Annotated in this window: 21 protein-coding genes; 4 read left to right on the plus strand and 17 right to left on the minus strand. The window is 38.5% G+C overall.

The genetic code is table 11. The features are described from left to right. Nucleotides 1–447: 447 nt before the first annotated feature. The 3 genes from DX933_RS06565 to DX933_RS06575 all read right to left on the minus strand — a co-directional run bounded on the left by DX933_RS06565 (nt 448) and on the right by DX933_RS06575 (nt 7,117). The gene (locus DX933_RS06565) at nt 448–3,540 is read right to left on the minus strand and encodes an AAA family ATPase (protein ID WP_123315680.1); all 3,093 of its coding nucleotides are present in this window, start codon (nt 3,538–3,540) and stop codon (nt 448–450) included. A 33-nt stretch (nt 3,541–3,573) separates the two neighbouring features. Next, the gene (locus DX933_RS06570) at nt 3,574–4,719 is read right to left on the minus strand and encodes an exonuclease SbcCD subunit D (RefSeq protein WP_123315681.1); all 1,146 of its coding nucleotides are present in this window, start codon (nt 4,717–4,719) and stop codon (nt 3,574–3,576) included. 268 nt (nt 4,720–4,987) lie between these two features. Next, entirely contained in the window at nt 4,988–7,117 is a 2,130-nt protein-coding gene (locus tag DX933_RS06575) for an MMPL family transporter (RefSeq protein ID WP_123315682.1), read from the minus strand. Between the two features lie 171 nt (nt 7,118–7,288). Between DX933_RS06575 and DX933_RS06580 the strand changes: the two genes are divergently transcribed. After that, complete coding sequence (locus tag DX933_RS06580) at nt 7,289–8,068, plus strand: ABC transporter substrate-binding protein (RefSeq protein WP_123315683.1); 780 nt, start codon at nt 7,289–7,291, stop codon at nt 8,066–8,068. Nucleotides 8,069–8,133: 65 nt separating this feature from the next. Here DX933_RS06580 and DX933_RS06585 read toward each other — a convergent pair whose 3' ends face one another. The 3 genes from DX933_RS06585 to DX933_RS06595 are packed head-to-tail and all read right to left on the minus strand — an operon-like array spanning nt 8,134 to nt 9,672. Continuing rightward, complete coding sequence (locus DX933_RS06585; RefSeq protein ID WP_123315684.1) at nt 8,134–8,700, minus strand: hypothetical protein; 567 nt, start codon at nt 8,698–8,700, stop codon at nt 8,134–8,136. A gap of 58 nt (nt 8,701–8,758) precedes the next feature. Further along, nucleotides 8,759–9,124, minus strand: coding sequence for a hypothetical protein (locus DX933_RS06590; protein WP_123315685.1), 366 nt, complete (start codon nt 9,122–9,124; stop codon nt 8,759–8,761). A 2-nt stretch (nt 9,125–9,126) separates the two neighbouring features. Continuing rightward, nucleotides 9,127–9,672, minus strand: a complete 546-nt coding sequence (locus DX933_RS06595; protein WP_123315686.1) for an EndoU domain-containing protein — start codon at nt 9,670–9,672, stop codon at nt 9,127–9,129. A 150-nt stretch (nt 9,673–9,822) separates the two neighbouring features. Between DX933_RS06595 and tatA the strand changes: the two genes are divergently transcribed. Then, nucleotides 9,823–10,014 carry a twin-arginine translocase TatA/TatE family subunit gene (gene tatA, locus DX933_RS06600; protein ID WP_123315687.1) on the plus strand — a complete coding sequence of 64 codons (192 nt, stop codon included), beginning with the start codon at nt 9,823–9,825 and terminating at the stop codon, nt 10,012–10,014. 33 nt (nt 10,015–10,047) lie between these two features. On the opposite strand, the gene DX933_RS06605 is transcribed toward tatA, so the two are convergent. From DX933_RS06605 to DX933_RS18370, 3 genes are all read right to left on the minus strand, one after another. Continuing rightward, complete coding sequence (locus tag DX933_RS06605; RefSeq protein WP_123315688.1) at nt 10,048–11,541, minus strand: nicotinate phosphoribosyltransferase; 1,494 nt, start codon at nt 11,539–11,541, stop codon at nt 10,048–10,050. 333 nt (nt 11,542–11,874) lie between these two features. Beyond that, entirely contained in the window at nt 11,875–12,057 is a 183-nt protein-coding gene (locus DX933_RS06610) for a hypothetical protein (RefSeq protein WP_123315689.1), read from the minus strand. Between the two features lie 221 nt (nt 12,058–12,278). Beyond that, a complete protein-coding gene (locus DX933_RS18370) occupies nt 12,279–12,431 on the minus strand; it encodes a hypothetical protein (protein ID WP_190279435.1) in 153 nt (50 codons plus the stop codon). A 412-nt stretch (nt 12,432–12,843) separates the two neighbouring features. On the opposite strand from DX933_RS18370, the gene DX933_RS06615 reads away from it, so the two are divergent. Together DX933_RS06615 and DX933_RS06620 are read left to right on the plus strand one after the other, a co-directional pair. Next, nucleotides 12,844–13,299, plus strand: coding sequence for a hemerythrin domain-containing protein (locus DX933_RS06615; protein WP_223805897.1), 456 nt, complete (start codon nt 12,844–12,846; stop codon nt 13,297–13,299). A gap of 87 nt (nt 13,300–13,386) precedes the next feature. After that, entirely contained in the window at nt 13,387–13,956 is a 570-nt protein-coding gene (locus DX933_RS06620) for a glycerol-3-phosphate responsive antiterminator (protein ID WP_123315690.1), read from the plus strand. Between the two features lie 35 nt (nt 13,957–13,991). On the opposite strand, the gene DX933_RS06625 is transcribed toward DX933_RS06620, so the two are convergent. The 8 genes from DX933_RS06625 to DX933_RS06660 form a co-directional block, all read right to left on the minus strand. Beyond that, nucleotides 13,992–14,513 carry an MgtC/SapB family protein gene (locus DX933_RS06625; RefSeq protein ID WP_123315691.1) on the minus strand — a complete coding sequence of 174 codons (522 nt, stop codon included), beginning with the start codon at nt 14,511–14,513 and terminating at the stop codon, nt 13,992–13,994. Nucleotides 14,514–14,614: 101 nt separating this feature from the next. After that, nucleotides 14,615–15,403 carry an HAD-IIA family hydrolase gene (locus DX933_RS06630; RefSeq protein ID WP_123315692.1) on the minus strand — a complete coding sequence of 263 codons (789 nt, stop codon included), beginning with the start codon at nt 15,401–15,403 and terminating at the stop codon, nt 14,615–14,617. A 110-nt stretch (nt 15,404–15,513) separates the two neighbouring features. After that, nucleotides 15,514–16,257, minus strand: a complete 744-nt coding sequence (locus DX933_RS06635; RefSeq protein ID WP_123315693.1) for an MBL fold metallo-hydrolase — start codon at nt 16,255–16,257, stop codon at nt 15,514–15,516. 11 nt (nt 16,258–16,268) lie between these two features. Continuing rightward, nucleotides 16,269–17,081 carry a carbohydrate ABC transporter permease gene (locus DX933_RS06640; RefSeq protein ID WP_123315694.1) on the minus strand — a complete coding sequence of 271 codons (813 nt, stop codon included), beginning with the start codon at nt 17,079–17,081 and terminating at the stop codon, nt 16,269–16,271. Nucleotides 17,082–17,096: 15 nt separating this feature from the next. Then, the gene (locus tag DX933_RS06645) at nt 17,097–17,996 is read right to left on the minus strand and encodes a carbohydrate ABC transporter permease (RefSeq protein ID WP_123315695.1); all 900 of its coding nucleotides are present in this window, start codon (nt 17,994–17,996) and stop codon (nt 17,097–17,099) included. Nucleotides 17,997–18,094: 98 nt separating this feature from the next. Then, nucleotides 18,095–19,381 carry an ABC transporter substrate-binding protein gene (locus tag DX933_RS06650; protein WP_123315696.1) on the minus strand — a complete coding sequence of 429 codons (1,287 nt, stop codon included), beginning with the start codon at nt 19,379–19,381 and terminating at the stop codon, nt 18,095–18,097. Between the two features lie 354 nt (nt 19,382–19,735). After that, entirely contained in the window at nt 19,736–20,425 is a 690-nt protein-coding gene (locus DX933_RS06655; RefSeq protein WP_123315697.1) for an OmpA family protein, read from the minus strand. Beyond that, the gene (locus DX933_RS06660; RefSeq protein ID WP_123315698.1) at nt 20,415–22,247 is read right to left on the minus strand and encodes a MotA/TolQ/ExbB proton channel family protein; all 1,833 of its coding nucleotides are present in this window, start codon (nt 22,245–22,247) and stop codon (nt 20,415–20,417) included. The genes DX933_RS06655 and DX933_RS06660 overlap by 11 nt, the downstream gene beginning before the upstream one ends. Between the last annotated feature and the right edge of the window lie 396 nt (nt 22,248–22,643).

Raw genomic sequence — 22,643 nt, forward strand, 5'->3', positions numbered from 1 at the left:
TGTCCACCTTCACTATATGGCAAAATGAGGCTAATAGGTGTCGAATACTGTCGAGGCAAAACTGAATATTCCAAATTGAATCATTCGTACTAGATAACGCACAAATGCGGTCTAGGTGAATGGTAGGTAATCGTTGTAACATTCTAGTAAAAAGATTGTCATATTCTTCTATTCCCGTTATATATAGACCATATAAAGGCTAGTAGTTTCTTAGACAAGAAATAAAAATGATAGTAAATGCCCACCTAAATTAAAAAAACAAACAAAAGAGCGTTCTAATTTCATTTGTTAAAACGAACAATCAAAAAAACAGGACTAAAGAAAGATAAAACTTGCCCATTCACACGGCAAAAGGACTACTCTGTTTTTATATTAAATATCTTAAATGCCATTAAAAAACCTGCCTTCTTAACATACATTTGAAGACAGGTAGATGATCAGCCTATTTTATTTTAAAATAAATCTTGTTTCACTATATCCTTCGCGAAGTTTTTTAACTTCCAATACAGCTGGGAATAAATTTTTCAGCTCCTGCACGTGGGAAATGACTCCAATTAGACGTCCGGATTGTTGTAAATCAATTAAAGTATCAATTGCTTTATTCAAGGATTCCTCATCCAAAGAACCGAAGCCCTCATCAATAAACATCGTTTCAATAGAAATATTACCTTGAAAACTTTGAATCACATCTGACATACCTAATGCTAGACAGAGCGAAGCATTAAATTTCTCCCCGCCTGACAATGTTTTTACATCGCGGGTTTGCCCGGTATATGCATCATAGACGTCTAAGCCTAGACCACTTTGGCGTCCATGTGATTCTTGGCGTTCACTACGAATCAGATGGAATTGTCCATTGGAGATATGGCGCAATCGCTCATTTGCCGCTTCAATAATCTGTTCCAAGTATTCAATCTGTAAATATCGTTCCAATGACACCTTTTGGCTATTATTACCGCGAATGACGTCATATAAGTCCGAAGCAATTCCTAGCTGTTTCTCCGTTTCTGCCAATTGCTTTGTTGCCTGAATGATTCTTTCATAAAAAGCGGCGGCAGATTTTTTATATTCCCTCGATTGATTGCGTTTATTTAAGGCAGCTTCATAGTATTGTTTCAATTCATTCACAGCTTGTTCCAGTTCTGTTAAATCAACCTTCGTTTTCCCTTTCAATACTTGCTGCAATTCTTCTATCTGCGCATTCGTATGAGATAGATTCTGTTTGAATACATCAATCGTTTGCTGCAGCTTTAATCTATCCTCATCCGTAAGACGTGCCTGTTCATATGCTTTTTCCGACTCAAAACCCGCTTTAGCAATGGCTGCAGAAAATTGTGTTTCGACCTGCTGGCGCCGTTCCTTTGTCTCTTTCATCTGTGCAATGAGATGCTCCAAATGAGTCGTGGCCTTCGTCTTCGCTTCTTTAGAATCATGGTAATGCTTCTGGGCATTTTCCCAAATCGTGTTTAATTGCTTTACTGTATGCCCAGTTGCTTGGAATTGCTTTTCCAAATCAGAAAGCTGCTGTATTTCCGATGGTATTTGTTTCAGCCTTTCTTGATAGACCGCTAGATGGGATGCATAATGATTTTGCAAAGTCTGATGCTCCGTTGTTAGTTTCTCCAGTTGTACTTGTAATTGCTTATGATGCTGTTCCAATTGTTCCTGTGAAGCATTTAGCTTCTTGCGTTGCTTTTGCTTCTCCTCCAGCGCTTCTACTTCTAGCTTCAGCTGCTTCCCCTTCACCGTTATCTGATCATAAGATACACGAGCCTGACTCGATTGAAACCCATATGCGATGATTTGTTGTTCCAAATCCTTAAGCATCGTTTGATTTGATTTTACATTTGCTTCAGCTTCTCGATAAGCTTGCTCCTTTTTCTCTAACTGCTTTTTAGCTAGATCTAATGTATCTTTTGTTATCGTTGCTGTTGTGGAAGTGGCACGATTTGGATGGGAACTGCTTCCACATACAGGACAAGCCTCTCCGTCATGCAGATGAGCAGCCAGCACTGCGGCTTGATTGGATAACCATTGGGTCTCAAGCTGCTGATACCCCTCTTTTTCTACGGTATAAGCCTGTTGCTCCATTGTACGATTTTTCTGAAGTAGCACTCCTTTTTCTTGCCAATCTAAAAAGGATTTTAACGTCTTCGCTTGCTCTCTTAATGCAGTAAGGGATTGATGTTTATCATTCCAATCCGATAAGGCGTTTTCGAGCTTACGAAGCTCTGTTTCATTTGTTTGGAGTTGCGCCTTGACCTTTTGCTCCTGGTTTTTAGATTGTTCCAATTGATTTGCTGCAGTTTGGCTGTCTTTTTCCAGTTGAATTAATTGTTGTTTGTTTTTGTCTAATTCCTGTACCATCGGTTTTAGTGAACGGAGCCACTCCAACCTTCGTGCTGCTTCTTCACGTTCAGGCTTTTGCGCTTCTGCTTTTGTGAAGGCAGCTTCAGTCTGTTTAAATTTATCTCCTGCTTGCTTGAAAGTATGTTCTGCCTGTTGCTGTCTTTCCGCTACTTGCTTTTCCGATTGACGCCATTCTTTTACGCGTTCTTCATAAGGTATCAATCCTTGTGCCTGTTCTGCTGCTTTTAATTCCTTCTCTTTTTGCTCATAGGTTGGCAATTGCTGCTGCAATGCTGCATAGTTTTTTTTCTTTTGTTCCAACTCATCGAAACGTTGATTCCAAGCATTTGCTTCATGTAATTCTGTTTGTTTTTTATGATGTGCTTCGTAAGCTCTTTCATACGCAAGCTGATCCAGCGTAATTTGCTTTTCATAATACGCAATTTCAGCCTGAAGAGCATCCATTACCTGATTCGTGTTATAATGCTCCTCTGCAAGCACTTGAAACAGTACACCATCCTCACGAACTGGTAAAATTCCTGTTAGCTGCTGTATCAACGTATCTCTTGTATGAGACTCTTGCTGAAAGGCTTGCTGTAAACTATTTTTGCGTTTTCTGAGACTTTCAATAATGACTTTATAGGGTTCTGTTTTAAATAACCGTCTTAGAATATCTTCTTTGTTTTCTGTTTGAGAGGTTAATAGTTTCCGAAATTCCCCTTGTGGAAGCATGACAATTTGTTTAAATTGATCCTGTGTTAAACCAATAAGCGATTCTATTTTTTTATCTATTTCAGAGACAATTTGTCGGTCCACAATGGAAACCTCATTGTCCCCATCAAGTTGAAATAACTCATATCTTTCACCAGTCTTTGTCTTATTGCCTTGCTTGACATGGCCAGGCTGACGAAGAATGCGATATGTCTTTCCTTTTAACTGAAAGATGAATTCAACGGCTGTATGAACATCATCGGCTGCGAAATCACTCCTTAACATAGAATTGTTTTCGCGATCTTGTCCACTAGCCGTTCCATATAATGCAAAACAAATCCCGTCAAATATGGTCGTTTTCCCCGCTCCTGTATTTCCAGATATGACAAACAAACGCTGTTCTTTCAACTCCTGAAAATCAATTATTTCCGTATCTTTATACGGACCAAATGCGGTCATTTTTAGTTGAACTGGTTTCACAAATAGCACCCCTTTACAGTCTTCGTATGATTTCTATTTTTCCTCGCGTAGTAAATCTGTTAACACGTCTTTAAATAGGGTTTCTGTTTCTGCGGATGCCGGTTGTCCTATAATTTCCTTATAAAAGGCCTGGAATAATTCAAGCTCACTGAGCTGCGTTTTTTTATCCGGTATACTTGTTGCAGCAATTTCAAGCTTGTAATTTTTTCTTGCAACATGCATAGCGTTTGGATATACGGTTCGTATTTTTTCCATTGGTGACAAGACAGGAGTTTCGTCAAGCAATGTTACAAACACATAATCATCACAAATTGGGTGAGCTAAGATTTCATCAATTGTACCCTCAATGGTTCGCATATCCCTTCTCGGTTCTAGCAATCTTTTTTCAATCTCTGTATTTCCTTGATCATCTAATTCAACTACAAGATATCCCTTCTGGTGACGTTCCTCAGAAATGGAATATTTTAAAATCGAACCAGCATAACGTATTTTTTCCTCTCCAACATAATGGGCCTGGTGTAAATGTCCCAAAGCCGAGTAATGAAATGGAGAAAAGATTCTAGCATCGACATATTCTGCACCACCAATGGAAAGCGGTCGTTCAGAATCACTTGAATTCTCTTCTGCTTCCCCATATGGCGTAGCAAATAAATGTCCGATATAAACATGACGTGCTTGTTCATCACGATTTGCCAATAAATGACGAACAATGGCATGCGCTGCATCATGATGACTACGGATTGTGTCGTCTCGCAACTCCTGTCTAATAACGCTCGGGTCTGCGTATGGGACTAGGTGAAAATGAACTGCACCATAATCATCATGCAGTATAACTGGCTGCTGATTTTTATCAAATCTTCCTACCATATGAAGCCCGTTTGCCTTCATCATGCTGCTGCCAAAATCCAATCTCGCTGGGCTATCATGGTTTCCTGCAATTGCTAGCACCGGGATATGCAAGCTTTGCACTATGCGTTTTAAGACATCATCCAACAAATGTACTGCTTCTGTTGGTGGTACTGCACGATCATATAAATCCCCTGCAATGATGACAACATCCGGCTGCTCTTTCTCTACAGCTTTGACAAATTGATCCAATATGTATTGTTGATCTTCTGTCATATAAACACCTTGAACAATTTTTCCAAGATGCCAATCTGCAGTATGAATAATTTTCATGTTTGTTCCCCCCTCGTAAAATATGTTTATGTCTCATTTTTGGCTTATCTGTTTTTTCATCTTGCCATGTAATACTGGATGGCTTCAAAATCCAGCAATACCAAATCAATTTGCTACTTATATAATAGATTTATTTTAGTGTTTTTTTAAACAAATGACACTTTAACGATTTGTTTAGTTCTTTGTCAATTACTGCAAGTCTAGCCTGCATATTTATTTAAGAAAGATGTAAAACAAGGGTTGCAGCAATGCACCCCTTGTTTATTTGTTAACCATGCCATTTTCCAGCTTTATATTCACCTTTTCGAAATGGCAGCCACCAATTCCATTTACCAAACAGCTTCATAAGGCTTGGAACGAGTAACAACCGGATAATCGTAGCATCAATCGCAACCGCAATTGCAATTCCAACTCCAATTTGTTTGACTGGCATGACATCGGTAAACGCAAAAGCACCCGTCAGTACAATCATTATTAAAGCTGCAGAAGTAATGATTTTACTTGTAACTGCTAGCCCTTCCACGGTTGCATGGTCATTATTCAACGTATTGGCGTATTCTTCCTGCATACGAGAAATTAAAAACACTTCATAATCCATGCTCAAACCAAATACAAGACTAAAAACAATGACCGGAATAATTAAGGCAATCGTACCCGGTGTGAGACCAAAATGTCCATATTGAAAAATATAAACGAGAATCCCAAAAGTTGACGCCAAACCAATTACATTCATCAAAATCGCCTTGACAGGAATTAAGATGGAGCGGAAGGCAATCATCAGTACCAAAAAGGTTGTCGCAACAATCACGGAAAGAACTAGAAAGATTTTATCGGCTATTTCATCAAAAATCTCCTGGTTAAATCTTGCCTCTCCACCCGCAAGCAATGTGCTATCAACTGAATTATCCTTCACTTCTCTTACCCAATCCTGCGCAGCATCCGAATCACCGGAAGCATCCAGTGTAACTGGTATTAACAACTGGTCCTTTTGAACAAAATTATCCCATAGCGGTTCCAAATCTGTTTCCTTCATCGGAGAATCCCAGGCCTGTTCCCATTCGGCAGCCGATAATCCTGCCAAATCAAATACATTTGAAGCTTCTTTTACGAGCGAATCCTTTTCTAATTCATGAACGAGCTCTTCCATATGTTCCCAACCATCCGTATGATCCCAGCCATCTTTCCGATCAGCTAAAATAAATACGGTCGACTGGTCACCTAAGTCAAATTCTTTTTCCATTTTTTCATAGGCTGCACGTGTATCATATGATTTTGGCAAGGAATCAATCTGTGGAATGGTCAAGTCCATATTTTTCACCGGGATTAAAGCAATTCCCAATACCAATAATGCCACAAAGGTAATTAAAATAGGTCGCTTAATCACCCCAAAAGCAAATCTGCGCCAGCCATCTTTGCCGTTCTTTTTCAGACGAATAACCTGCCATTTATCAATTCGATCCCCAATCAATAACAGCACAGAAGGCAATAACGTCACAGAGGCTAACACAGCCATCGATACGACAATCATACCGCCCAATGCAATGTTTTTAAAAATAGCTACGTCAATCAGCATCATGGCACCAAGTCCAATAAACACACAAAAAGCAGAAAACAATACCGAACGTCCCGCCGTTTGAATCGTCACTGAAACAGCCTGTTCATTTTGTTTCTTTCTTTCCTCACGGTAACGGCTAATAAACAGTAAGGCGAAATCTATACTTAATGCAAGACCAAGCATCGGTATAATATTCAGTACGAAGATAGAAAGATCAATATGTCCACCTACAATTGTTAAAATACCAAATGATGATATAACTGCAGCAATACCAATAATTAGTGGAATAAAAGATGCTACTACCGTTCCAAATGCCAATAACAAGACAATGATTGCAATAGGAAGTCCAATTGCCTCTGCCTTCACCAAGTCTTTTTGGCTTGCTGCATTAATATCCTTCGTAATTGCAGATTTTCCGGTTAAGGTAATTCCTTTTTCATCTCCAACTGCAGCACGAATATCATCCACCACAGCATTCATATCTTCCTGGTCATTATCGAAATGAAGCATGGCATAAGCAATGTCATCCTTACGTAGTGAGTCGTCATCCAGTGGTGAAATAATTTCCTTCGTTTCATTTAATGCTTCAACTCGATCTAGAGTAGAAGTAATTTGCTCATCTGGAATTTCTTCAAATACAAGAAACATCGTCTCTGCTGGCATATCAAATGTATCGGAAACGGTATCCATTACTTTCGCATGTTCACCATCCATTTCAAATCCATCGCCTTCCAGCATAGACGGTAATCGAATGGCGAACAAAGCCATAACTACTGCAAAAACCGCCCATACGATAACAATATATTTATAACCTTTTGTTACTATTCTCGCCAATGCCCTCATTAAACCAATCCTCTATCTATATTTTATGTTAACTTCTTTCATCATTATAGCATCTCTCCCTACATAAACGCCTGCAAAAGATAGCTAAAAATACCTATTTTTTCACAACATGACAAGGAGAATATAGTACGGTAAACTGTAGTCAAGTAAACTTTGATGGGAGGAATTGATATGAAAAATTGGACAGATCATCTAGATAGAACCATCTCCTTACCTCATCCACAGAAAAGAATCGTTTCCCTTTGCCCGGCCATTACAGAAACAATGTTCCATCTGCAATTAGATAATCAAATTGTAGGTAGGACGCGCTTTTGTATTCACCCAAAGGAAAAGGTGAAACCAATTATTAACGTTGGTGGCACAAAAGATATGAAGCTGGATCGTATTCATGAACTACATCCAGATTTAATCATTGCAGAAAAAGAAGAAAACACGAAAGAAATGGTGGAGACATTAGAAAAACATTACCCTGTTTATGTGTTTGAAATTCAGACCTATGAAGATGCCTTTCGAATGATGAATGATTTGGGAAAAATAACTGCCAGAGAAAAAGAATCCAATCATTTACAAGAACAGATCAAACAACAATTTCAATTACTACCGAAGGCAAACGGTAAAAGAGCAGCGTATGTCATTTGGAAAAAGCCCTATATGGTTGTTGGCAGCAATACTTACATTGATTCCTTACTGGAAATGCTCGGCTTTTACAACCCTTTCAAGGAAATAGATGGTCGCTATCCCGCTATTGAGATAGAGGATTTAAAACGGGCCAATTTGGATTATTTATTACTAGCGACAGAGCCATATCCCTTTCGAGAAAAGCATATAGACGAATTTAAATCGTTGCTGCCTGAGGTAGAACCGATCATTGTCGATGGAGAAATGTTTTGGTATGGCGGAATGATGCTGAAGGCAGCCCCATACTTTAAAGATATTTTTAAAAATAGGTAAACAAGTCATTCCCCATTTCGCATGATAGAATATGGGGAATGACATTTATATATATTTAGCAGCTACTATAACAAATCTAATGCTTGATCAATGATTTCTCGTTCTATGTCATACATCCGAAAGATGCAGTAAATAAGGGATAAAAAAGCCGGACTAACAAAAAAAGAGTCAACTTCCTTTATTATTTGAATATCGACTTGAAACGTGTGTTCATTAAACGAAATCGCTGCAAACTTTTCTTTGTTCAGCTTGAGAACAATGCTTTCGTCCCAGTCTTGGTACGCCTCAAATGTCATACCTTTTATTTTACCTTTGATATGAAAGTACAAGTATATTGCTACTGGAACATCTGCCAGTTGGTAAGTTTGTTCCGTCGTTTGATCATTCATGAAATAGCTGTAACCTTTTAAGCTGGCAAGTCCCCGCTTTTCCACACTTATAGAACATCTACTATCGCCATCTAGCCCGATAAACGCATAAAAAGTCCCTTTACGAACATGCTGCCTTTTAGCTTCTTCACTTGTTCTGACAATGGAGCCGACAAAATCTCCGGTTTCATTTTGGACATCGATTTGTTGCCTTTCGCGAAAAAATAACACATCTTTAAATGTATAATCATATGCCATCCCCATCAATCCCCTCTCCATCTGATATACGTTTGTTAAACGAAGAAGGTTTCCAATATATGCGTTAATGCTGGTCTTTTTTAAATGCTTGCAGCTTATCTAACCACATCCGGATTAAACCTCGCAAGGTGTCCGTTTTTATTTCATAGTCGTTATAGACAGGAATACCGTCAGCAGCATCGAATAAATCAGTGATGGTAGTTGTATCCTGACCAATGGAAAGGGCACAGCGATTGCCACTGAATTCCGCAGTTGTCTTTTCTCCCGACAGAACCTGATTGATTTCATTCAGTGCTGCATGGTCAGCAAGCGCCGCATCTGTCATCAGAAATTCACCGACAATGGCCATTTCCGGTTGATCAAATTCAATTACAAGTATATTTTTTTCATGATGTTGATTACGTAGAACTACTTCTTTTATTTGATACATGTTCAGTCTCCTTCATAGACAGGAAATGCTGAAATAATCCTTTCCTGTTCATCCAAATACATTTGAATGGTCACACCATCCTTCGAGAGCCCTTGATAAGTGTTCCCTGATAACCACTCACTCGCTTCATATGCTTCGTTAATAGCATCTACAACATCTTGGGAATCCCATTCATCCGGAAAAAAAGTAGAAAAACCTCGATTAGACTTTTTAGCAACTCCCTCTACTTCAACCTGTGCTTCATAAACCCCTTGTTCATCTGGGTCTGTTTCTGTTCCATCCAATATTTCTCCTTTTTTCGATGGCAAACGACTATAATGAAAGCCAACCGCTTGGCCTTTACGATTAATTTCCCCTTCTAGGATATGCTCTAAAGCACCATGCCTAAAATGATCAGTATCTGTTAAATCATCGATATCTGTTACTTCTTGTTGACCAGATTCACCAGCTTGTCCATCGTCTTCACCTAATAAATCCAAACCATTACAGCCGGCTAAGAATAAAATCATGCAAAAAATAAGCAGGCCTTTTGAAAATATTTTAAACAATTTCTTCACTTCCTTGTCTCTATTTCTATAAAAAGTTATTTGTCACTAGCCCATTTCAGTATCAGCTAACGCATATTTCAGCTACAAACGGAAAAACTATTCACAAAAGCTTATGAATGGATTTGTATTTCCCTCAAAGAAGGTGATGACATGGGTATAGCGAATATCGGGATTCCTGGTTTGATTCTAATCATCGTAATCGCCCTAATTGTTTTCGGACCAAAAAAACTGCCGGAAATTGGCAGAGCTGCCGGGCAAACATTACATGAATTTAAAAAGTCCACTACAGATCTTATTCAGGATCAAACAGAAGAACCAAAAAAAGAATCAGATAAGCAGTAAACGCAAGCTCCATCCACTTGGAGCTTGCGGTCTTTATTCCTCATGGTTCATTTGTTTCACTTTTGTTCGAATTCGATGGATATTTTCCATTTTGTTATCCCATACTCGTTGACTTAAATCAACGGCATATTCCTCAGGATTTACCGTCCGCTTATATTCTTCCCAAAATAGTTCAAGCTGTGCGGTCGCATAGTTTTGAATCTCCGTTAAAACTGGCGTATGATACACAAGCTCTCCATCCACAAAAATAGGATGATGCAAATCAATCGCCTTAAAGTCCGTTACATATTTACTAATATATGTGTGCACCGGATGGAACATATGCAAACGCTCTTCTTCTTCCGGGTGTTCGTCCGCCATTGCAATATAATCTCCCTCCGCGCGATTGGTGCAATTCTGAATGATGCGATACAGTCTTTTCATACCTGGTGTCGTCACCTTTTCCGGATTACCGGAAATTTTAATTGTATCACGCATCTGGCCTTGTTCGTCTTCAATCGAAACGAGTTTATATACTGCACCAAGCGCTGGTTGATCATAGGCCGTAATCAGCTTGGTCCCAACACCCCATACATCAATTTTGGCGCCCTGTGCCTGTAAACTGGAAATGGTGTTCTCATCTAAATCACTAGAGGCGTAAATTTTTGCTTCCGGAAAACCAGCTTCATCGAGCATCTTTCTAGCTTGCTTTGATAAATACGCCATATCACCACTATCCAAACGAATCCCTTTAAAGTTAATACGATCACCAAATTCCTTTGCTACCCGAATTGCATGGGGTACACCGGAATTTAAAGTATCATATGTATCCACGAGGAATACACAATCTTGATGGCGTTCTGCATACTTGTAAAATGCTGTATATTCATCTTGATATGCCTGAATCATAGAGTGCGCGTGAGTACCAGCCACAGGAATACCAAATAATTTCCCTGCCCGGACATTACTTGAAGCTTGAAAGCCGCCAATAAACGCTGCCCTTGTACCCCAAATTGCTGCATCCATCTCTTGTGCCCTTCTTGTACCAAATTCCATAAGCGTTTGGTCACCAACAATATGCTTCATTCTTGCAGCTTTTGTCGCGATAAGCGTCTGGTAATTCACCATGTTAAGCAGTGCTGTTTCAATCAATTGTGCTTCTGCCAATGATGCTTCTACTCGAATCAAAGGCTCATTATGAAACACAATTTCACCTTCCTGAACGGCATATACATCTCCCCGAAAACGCAGGTTCTTTAAATAATTTAAAAAGTCCTCCCGATAGCCAAGCTCGCGAAGATATGCTAAATCAGATTTAGAAAAACGAAAGCTTCGCAAATAATTTATAACCTTTTCTAACCCTGCAAAGACCGCAAAACCATTTCCAAAAGGAAGCTTACGAAAATATAATTCAAAAACTGCCTTTCGTTCATGCATCGCATCTGCCCAATACGTCTCCGCCATATTTATTTGATATAAATCGGTATGTAATGCGAGACTGTCATCCACTACCTTCAGCTCCTCCAACCATTTCTTGTTAAATGGCATCCATCATACAAAAATAAAACTACACCATTCAACACGTACTTGATTATATATTACAACCATTTTCTCATGTTTACCCGCTTTTCGACAAGAAATATTATAAATCCCCATTCCGGATAATTAGAGTGAGACTTCAATCAGTGGGGTTTTTCGCTCTTCACCACGGATTGTTAGTTGAACCAATCAGGCCTTTACTGGCTGTTGATTCCCCACTTACAATTCCTCTTATCAACAAAAAATGCTTGATGTGGGGGGCTTACAGCCAGTTAATCTGTGAAAAATATAATAAAAAAACCAGCCGGGATTTGTAACACCCCAGCCGGTTGCGCCACCCAATTAACGGTGATTACGCTTGTCATTTTCTCGATTACGTCTTTGTTCGTCATCACGCAAATGGTTGCCATCCAAAAATTCATTCTCATTGGCAAATTCTACGTTATTGACTTCTTGATTTCTGTTTTGATTGTTACGATTATTTTTACGATCACGGCGGTCGTGTCTATTATCATTCGAAGTCATGCTCATCCCTCCTTCATCCAATTCTAAGGCAAAAAACCTTTGGAACAGCGACGGCATGATTGCAGTCTTTATCCTACTAGCCTCAACCGTTATTTTGTCCCATTTTCAAAAAATAAACCTTCCAAATAAAAAGTCAAAACTGGCTATTTTGTGTACAAAAAATCGAGTAGTTGGAGATATCTCCTCACTACTCGATTATTGAAATGATTCATCCATGTTTTTCATTTTAACATCCAGATGAAGTTCATTTGCTCTGTAACGATTCTGAGATACATAATTAACTCTTTCATCTGCGTACCGATATATACAATTGCAAACGTTAAAGCAATACCTATAACTAAGATGGATATGATTAATAACGTGTTTCCGTTCATGTTTTCTTCCTACATTCGATTCATTTTTATTGTTAAATGTTAATGCAATATATGTAAATCCCATTCAACCAATCGACCCATAAAATCATTGATATGAACGATGATAACGCCATCATAATTATACCTTGTGGCGCAAAATACGTCTATTCAATTTTTAAGAATACGTAAAGTTTTACTATACGCTCTACAATGCCAATTCAGATCACATAAACCCCACAGATTGTTAGTTGAACAAATCAGGTCTTTACTGGCTGTGGATCACACACATACAATTCTTGTTATCAACAAAAATGCTTGATGTGGAAGGCTTACAACCAGTTAATCTGTGATTAATTGGAAAACTGCCTGTTCCATTGTGTGATAACATATAGATAATAAAGCCTATTCCTATTTCAGACAAGGAGCTGAGGAATTGAATAAAAAGCGCAAAGGAATTCCACGACATGAATCATTGAAACCACTTTCCAGACATCATATGATTGCTTTACATCTTGCATTAAAGCTAAAACGGGCAGGTACGGCGGAAAGCCGTTTAACAGAGGAAGAAATATGGCAGGAGCTGAAGGAATTTTGGGAGCCGAGTGGACAAGAACACTTTAGAGAAGAAGAAGAAATTTTATTAACAGCTTTTGCACAATACGCTGAAATTCGACGTCCGGAAATAATTGACATGCTGCTGGAGCATATACAAATCCGGGCAAAAATTGCTACATTACTTCATGCTCAAGACATAGATATTCATATTATGCATGAATTAGGAAAATTGCTTGAAGCCCATGTTCGCAAAGAGGAACGTATTATTTTTCCGTTAATCGAAAAGACATTACCAGAGGAAAAACTAATCGAACTTGCACCATATTTAGAATAAGTAATTCTCTACTTAAACTTCATCCGTTCTTCTCCTATTATATGATATGCTGGGGGCAATCTTCGTCATACGAAAAGGGGTTTACACATGGATCACAATATTATCGATATCGTACAATCACAAGTTATTGCAGCTGTAAAAAACAAAAAAGATTTGGACGCAGCTATTCAATCCAATGCTAATATCGTCTTTGTTTTAACTGGAAACATTACGACGACGAAACATTATATTGATCGTTTAAAGCAGGCAGGAAAGCAAACTTTTGTCCACTTTGATTTCATTGATGGACTTGCAAATTCAAAGGGAGCCATCCAATATATAGCCGAGGTATGGAAGCCGGTCGGTATCATTACAACAAAAAGCAATTTAATTAAATACGCAAAAGAGGAAGGCTTAATGACAATTCAAAGGCTCTTTCTTATCGATCGAAATGCGCTAAATAAAGGTGTCGATATTGCACATCATTGCCGACCAGATGCCATTGAAGCTTTACCAGGACTAATGCCTACTATTATCGACGAAATGACTAGAATGACGAAATTACCCATCATTGCTGGTGGACTCATTGGATCTAAACAAGACATTTTAAATGGTCTGGAGGCAGGCGCACTTGCTGTCTCTTCAGGTGACCCGAAGCTTTGGAATTTGGATTTATAATATTTCAGGTATCCCCATCCAACATGGCATGGGGATTAATCTTCTTCCCGCTGTTCACGCTTTCTATCCCGCTGTCTCCTATTGAAAAACAAGCCAATACCTGGATCCACCTCATGTGCTTCGAAATAATTTCCCAATCTCGTAATAATAAATGTAATAAAAGTAGCAAAAATAACGATACCATAAAAGCCAGCACCAATTCCGATCCCAATGCCGCCGACAAAGAAAATCATTGCTGCCGAAGTTAGTCCTTTTACCTGTAAACCATCTTTTAAAATAACGCCCGCCCCAAGAAATCCCAAACCCGATACAATTTGTGCTGCTAAACGCATCGGGTCCATCATTTTCCCACTATTCGGTTCACTAAACAATGCTGCACTTTGAATGGATACGATTGTAATTAACGTACACGCAACTGCAACATATGTATACGTTTTTAAACCCGCAGGCTTATTTTTAGATGTGCGATCCCAGCCAATTAAAAATCCGAGCATGGCACTTATTAGGACCTTAACATACATTTCATATTGGTAAAATAGCTCCGAAACATAAGCCATCCAATCCCCCCAATCTTTATATGTATGTTTTATTTTTAAAAATAGACCAGTCCATAAGAACTTGCTTTTTCATGTGAAAAGGCAAGCTCTTATTATCTTCCCTATTTCTTCATGTCATGGTTAAGAATATCTGCTACCGATTCCAATACATAATCCGGTTCCCATGGCGCTGATACAATACCTGTTGCAGTTGTAATGCCTGTTAAAACAACCGCTGTTTTCATTCCTGCTTCAACGCCCATTCGAATATCTGTTTCCAGTCGATCTCCAATCATTAAGCATTCTTCTGGTAGCAGTTGAATGACATCCATTGCTGCTTCCACAGTCAGTACGGAAGGTTTTCCTATCTGAATATCAATTGGTTTCCCCGTAACTCCTTCCAGTGCACCAATCATCCCAGCACAATCAGGTACATCTCCATCTTCCAAAGGACAGGTTCTATCCGGATTGGTTGCAATCGTTACGGCACCATGCTTCACAGCCTGATAAGCAAAATTCAAGTGATCATAATGAAAATCACGGTCCCATGAAAGTATCACAATATCCGTATGCTCAGGCTTCTCTGCGATTTGAAAACCCGCTGCGGTCAATTCGTCTTTAATAATCGGCTCACCAATGATGTACAACACACTGTTTGGATGATATTTTCGTAAGTAATTTATTAACGTAACAGTTGGGTTTAAAATTTGTTCCAAAGATACATTCATTTGAAATCCTTGTAATTTTTTTACATACTTCTCTCTTGATTCAATTGTTTTGTTCGTCAAGAATAGTATCTTTTTATCGTTTTCCTGCAAATAATCGATAACCTGATTCGCATCCTTAATCATTTCATTGCCCAAATATACGGTTCCATCCAAGTCAAATATAAATCCTTTTATCGTGTCCATATTTTCCTCCATTACATTAAAAATCCCTCGAACAATTGCATGCCAAACAAAAGCTGACCATGCAACATGTCCAAGGGATCTCCTATTCTCTGTCCTTGTTCTGTATTCAATTAGAGTTCAATCCTTAACATATCCTCTGCTATGATAATTTTTTCCCGCTCTTTCATGCGATTCCGTACTGCTTCATAATCTTCTCCATCACTAAGGTGAACCAGGACTACCTCTCGAATTAAATCAAGCGAATAACAATTGACAACCTCCAACATACTCGTATGATTAACAGACTTTTCCGTAGCCGATGTTGCTTCATGAATTAATATATCGATACTTGGATAGGCTTTGATAAACGGATTATATTCTGTGTCACAGGAATAAACAATACATTTATGCTGAAAGGTAATTTCCAAGCCAATGGTTGGTACAGAATGGATTGCAGGGAAGGAAGAAAAAATCATATCTCCCACTGAGAACAATAATCGCTTCTCTTCTCCTTTGAATAGCTGAATATCTATCTCAAATTGAATTCCCCAGTCAGCTATTTCCATCGCTTGCATCCAAGTATCCAATCTTTTACTATTTCTTTCATCACAATAAATCCGCAACGCTTTTGTTCGACCCTCTAACCACATTCCCCATAACAAGGACGGTAATCCATATATATGGTCGATATGGAAATGCGTGATGATAACTACATCCAAGTCCCCCAATTCCACACCAATTTGTTTCAGTCGTTTGCATGGATTACCACTGACATCTACGAGCACATGTCCAACATCATTCGAAAAACAAATAGATGTATTGTCTCTAACTGCTCCTGGAAACGCACTTCCTGTTCCTAAAAAATGAATTTGCATGCTATCACCGCCTACTTAATTCCAGAATGCATAAAGCTTGAAACGAATTGTTTTTGAAAAATAAAGAATGCAATCAATAATGGCAGGATGACCATTACTGTTCCAGCAGTGACAATCCCCCATTGTGCTCCCGTTTCAAAGGATTGGGCGAACAAAGCCAAGCCAACTGTCAATGGACGATTTTCTACTGAATTCGTTATAATTAATGGCCACATAAAGTTACTCCAGTGCGTACTAATAGAAACCAGTCCAAAAGCGATATACGTTGGTTTGGCGGCAGGAATGTACACATGCCAAATCGTCTGCCACCATTTACTGCCATCCATCTTTGATGCTTCATCGAGCTCATATGGAACTTGTTTAAATGTTTGCCGAAGCAAAAACACCCCAAAGGCGGAAGCCCAATATGGAAGCATCACTGCCAGCTTCGTATCCACTAAGCCCAGTTGACTCATGACCTGATAATTTGGAAATAGTAGAATTTCCGGTTGTATCATCAGCTGCAGTAGGAATAAAATAAATAAAAGATTTTTCCCTGTGAATTCCAATCTTGCAAACGCATAAGCACCAAGTGTGATCGTAATTAATTGTACAATCAAAATTCCAAACACAATAATAAATGTATTCATGTAATAGGTAAGAAATGGTGCGGCATTCCATGCTGCGATATAATTTTTAAAGGTTGGATGAAAGGTCCATAATGGAAACGTATTGCCGATGACTTCATTATTTGGGGATAATGAAGTAACAATGACCCAGATCAATGGAATGACAAATACGATGCCAAGCAAAATGATAATTATTAAGTTAATCAGTTTATTCATTGCTATCTCCTCCCATTAATAATGAATTCTTCGATCTAGGAATAGATAATTAAAAGCCGTAATTGCAAGCAATAGCGTAATTAATACAACAGTAAGAACTGCAGCTTTTCCTAAATCCCAATTGGTAAATGCAGCTTCGTAAATATAATACAGCAGCAGGTTACTTGCATTATCTGGACCACCCTTTGTCATGATATAAAGATGATCCACATTTTTAAATGCATTTGTAATCGAAACAATCATGACGAATAATGTGGTCGGCATTAACAATGGAAACGTAATCCGCCGAAACATTTGGAACGGCTTTGCACCTTCTATCATTGCTGCCTCATACACATCTTTAGGAAGGTTTTGCAATCCAGCCAAGTAGAATATCATGAAAAAACCAGCATCCTTCCAAATAATCATCACGATTAAAGCAATCATGACTGTCGTTTGACTGCCAAGCCAGTTAGGCCCATTCGCACCGAAAATATCGAGAAATTTCTCCATTAATCCATAATGTGGTGTATAAATGAATAGCCAAATATTTGCTACCGCAATCAATGGAATGACCGTCGGATAAAAGAATGCCGTTCGTAACAAGGAACTTCCCTTCATTTTTTTATTAAGCCAGATGGCCAAATACATCGCCAAAAATAAAGTAGTCGGAACGGTTCCAATCACAAAAATAATATTATTAAACATGACCTTACGAAATATTTCTTCAGAAAATACTTCTTTGTATTGTGAAAGACCTGAAAATTGCAGCCTGGTCATTGGACCACTATAAAAACTTAAATGAATCGATTTCAACGTTGGATAAAATGTAAATAAAGCTAGAAAAATAAATGATGGTAATAAAAGTGAATAGGCAAATAAATTTTGCTTCATACTTATTCTGACTTTTTTCTTTCCAGACCGTTTGATTGCCATAATCTATACTAGAACCCCCCATGCTGGTCATCAAATGATAGGGAAGGCTCAAACCCAGTCAGGATTTGAGCTTCCAGCCGAATGAATGATGTCTTTCATTAATCTTGGAAAGGCTTAAGCACCTCATTTGCTTTCTCTTGCGCTTGCTTCAACCCTTCTTCAACGGTAATACTTCCAGTTAAAATAGCCTGAATACTATCATTAAATATCTTTTGAACTTCACCATTTTGATATGTTGCAAGCTCACTATCGGAATACTCCAGCTGTTCCCTTGCAATCAGCGCCTGAGGGAATTCTTCTACATATTTTTTTAGTTTTTCTGTTTCATATGCCGACTCACGGGTAGCCACATACCCTGTATCAATCGACCATTGGGCTACACGCTCCGGCTCTGTCAAAAATTCCATAAACTTAATAGCAGCTTCCTTGTTTTCTTCTGGGATATCTTTAAATAAGTAAATATTACCGCCACCAGTCGGTGATCCGTATTGATTATTTGCAGGCAGATAGGCTACACCAAAGTCAAAATCTGCATTGTCCTTTACATTGGTTAAATTTCCAGTCGTGTGGAACATCATTGCCGTACGACCACTGAGAAAATCACTTGGAACAGTTGCCCATTCAATAGTTCCCTCCGGCATGATGTGGTGCTCCTTGCTTAGACTGAGCCAATAATTCATCGATTCAACAGCATATGGTGCATCAAAATAAACTTCTTTCCCATCGTCTGACATGATATTTTTTTCCGTCTGCAGCGCCAAAGCTTGGAACATCCAATACTGATAGCCTGTACTTGGAATTTCTAAGCCCCACTGCTCTTTCCCATCATCTTTGGTTAACTTTTTACCATATTCAACTAATTCATCCCAATTCTCTGGTGGTGCTTCTGGATCAAGCCCTGCTTCTTTGAAAGCATCCTTGTTGTAGTACAGAACAATCGTACTTCGTTGGAAAGGCAAGCTCCAGACCTTATCCCCTACAGATGAATTGGCCATAAAACCATCATAGAAATCATCTAAATATGCTTCATCAAATAAGGGTGTCATTTCTTCAATTACATCATTTTCTAATAAAGTAAATAAATCAATTGAAAATAAAACGGCCAGCTCTGGTGGATTCCCTCCTTGTACAGATGCCATTACCTGTGTCATCGTTTCTGAATAGCTTCCTCCAAAATTTGCATTTACTTTGATATTCTCATTCTCTGTTTCGAATTCTTCTACCAAGCCATCCACAATATTGGCTACATCTCCTCCGACTGCAACCGGAAAGTAAAAGTCTATTTCAACCTTTTCACCCGCTTCTCCTTTACTCCCGCCGCTACAAGCGACTAACCCAATACATAACAACATGAAAATTGATAAAATCCCAATTCGTTTGCCCATCTTTTTCTCCCCTTTGATTTAAAATTGAAAAAATTAAAACCCCATGAGCAATAAGAGCACCGCCAATCTCATAGCAATACTTTATCGTTCACAGGGTTCTCCTCTTCTCTACCCTTGAAGCTATTCTGTTATAAAACAAGTTCGATTATTTACAATAATACAACAAGGAGAAATGAATAGCAACAAGACTTTGACTGCGCTTTCATGATTACATCAATAATGTAAAGGGATTGTAAACGCGGATTCCCCTTTCCTATCAACATTCCTTCGACATGATTTGATAAAAAAACAGCATCTGCTGCTCTTTGTGTAAAATATTCTTCATATGAAATAAGTGATGAAAATACAACTTAACTACTCCAGCATATCACGTGTTTTCCGCAAAATTTCTTCATCCTTTAAACGAAATTTGAATTCTACCCGTCTGGAAGCATCAGCACTGTATTCTCCTTCACGATTTGTTCGGTAACTCGTATACGACTTACTGTTGATAGTCAGTTTCTTTTCCAATTGATCTTGTATTTGTTTGAACGGAAATGCTTCACCTAAAATATATGCAGCCACACTAAATGCCCGGTCCTGCGCAAGCTCCAAATTATATAAATATGTTCCATCACGATCGGTATGTCCTTCAATAATTATCTCAGCTATATAGTCTTCATATCCGCTTTCTAAGAGAGTGTTTAAATATTTCGGAACAAACTCATCTAAAAAGGCAAAGGATTCCGGCTTTAATTCCGCACGATCATAAGCAAATAATATTTCCGTGCTAAATAAAATTGCGCCCGTTTTTTCATCGACTTCAATACCCAAATCAGAACCCGAGAACTCTGACTTGAGTTCATTGATTAATTCTGCACGAACACCCATGATTTGATCAATGGTTCGCTTCATTTCCTTGATTTGCAGAGATTTAATAATCATCATACAAATAAAGATGAGCATGAAGCAGAGCAAGATTGTCGTTAATAAATCGGTAAAGGTCGGCCAAAAATGCCCTTCATTCTGCTCGCTTTTAAATAAGCGCTGATATTTAGTATTCATTTTGTCTCATCCCAATTCCAGAATCTACTGAAATTGCCCGCTGCCTTCCATTCGAATGCAGTTGCTGGTTTAACATATGAATTTCTTGGCCAAGCTCCCGTAACAGATTTTGAATCCCACGACTTTGGTATTGCTGCATCTCTTCAGATATTCTGCGGAGTTCTTGAAACTCTGTCTTTATTCCAGCATTGGTCCTGTCTACAGAATCAACAATTTCCCGAATAATCAGCTCTAGTTTATTACCCAACGTTCCTTCTAAATTAGATACATAATTTGCTAACGTATCTTTTAAAAATCCGACATTAGCATCCAGCTGATGCTCACGACGATGATTGGCTTGATTCATCTGATTGATGGTTTGATTTATTTCTTGGATAAACTGATTATTTTTTATGCCAAACTGTTCATACGTATGTGCCGCCTCCTGCATTTTCCTTTCAAAGTCTCCAGACTCAGCCACATGTGCTTTTATATGTCTACCAAAAGAACGATTGAAATCCTTCAATTCATCAAAACGGTCTGACAATAAATGCTTATATTCGGTTTGTGTTTGTTGTATGGTATCAAGTGCTTCTGGCAATTTAACGATGGAATGTCCCAGTGCATCAAAGTCCTTTACCAGTTCACCAAGATAAGTTGAAATCCCTGCCAATTTCCCGGTTAAATCCGCTCCAAATATCTGTTTAAATTCTTTTTGATGCCGGTCCGCCTTCTCTACTATTTCACCACTGGTTTGAACGACCCGCTGTAACGCTTCACGGACTGTACTTTGTCCGTCCAATACATTAGAACTAAATTCCTTCCACGTCTCAACTGATTTTTCAAACTGTTGTAACGTATCCAATTGTATGTCCTGTGTCTTGACCATTTTTTCATGGATCCCTTCATACATTTGAACAAGTCGCTCATTTCTATCGTCCATCTTCTTGAAATAAGCAAATAAAGTATCAAACTGTTGATGAAGCTTATTCGTAGCATCACCAAATCCGTCTGTCACTTCTCTCATATGCTGAAACAATGTCTGAAACGCTGTCAGATTTTCAGACAAACCTTCATTAAATGCCGCTAAATCCTTAGCCGCTTGCTCCAAACCTGTTGTATACGCTTGAAATCCAGAAAAAGCACCGACAATTTCTCCGAGTGATTTCTCGTTTGTATGCTGTAAATCACGAATGGACTGATTAATCGCTTCAGATACATCAATTAACCGCCCCATTTCATGTTGTTTATCCCCTTCCAAGCTGGACTCAAATTGGAGCATTAAATCTGTTAGCATATCTTCTGTATTAAACACCTTGATAAGCACCGTCATGATTAAGGACATACCCATTCCAGCGATACTTGTGTAAAAAGCAACATCGATCCCTGCGAGCACACCAGCAATGTTTTCCACAAGCTGATTGCCATCCGCTTGGATTCCGCCCAATGAAATAGTCAAGCCTATAAATGTACCAAGCACACCAATGAGGATGAAAACAGAAACCGTCATCTGAACTATTTTAATCAGACTTATGATTGGTATTTGGAACACCCGCCATCCGGAAAACATTTCCTGGACAAATGTCTCAACACGGACCGATTCCGTATCCTTTCGCAAATCAAACAGTTCTTTAAATTGACTTAACGGTTTCATATCCAGACGATTGGTTTCCTTTAAGTAATTACGGATTTTTTTAAGCTTCTGAAACAATAGCAAATGAACAATTAACGTGATGAGAAACCCAATGAATAGCACCAGAAATATAAATTCAATTAAAGCATTTTCCAAAATAATTGCAGCTTTCTCATCCCCTGCAAACAAAGCTAAAATGGATTTAACCATGATTTTATCCTCCCATGGAATAGAAAAATACCGGTCAACATAAGCCGGTGAACGCCTTTCTACATAGTTATTCTAACCATGGACAAATCATGCGTTGATGTTGTTGAGTGATTGTATGTGAATAGAATTTCCCCACTCAACAAACAAGGAATGTAAGGTGAAATGGAATTTGTTGAAAAGATAAAATGACGAATGAAGCAAACCATCTGTGATTAAGAATATGTGACCGGCTGGACAAATTACGGCAGGTCGCATCTAAGTTTTTCGGGACAGGCTCTGTCTTCTTATACAGATGACATTCATTCTATATCATTCAACAAACCGGCTCACATGTAATTGATTTTTCAAAAATATATGCAATTCTTGCTGAAAACAGGATAAATAAACGGAAAAATC

This window comes from Ornithinibacillus gellani (genome assembly GCF_003730295.1).
In the GTDB taxonomy this organism is placed as follows: domain Bacteria; phylum Bacillota; class Bacilli; order Bacillales; family Amphibacillaceae; genus Ornithinibacillus_A; species Ornithinibacillus_A gellani.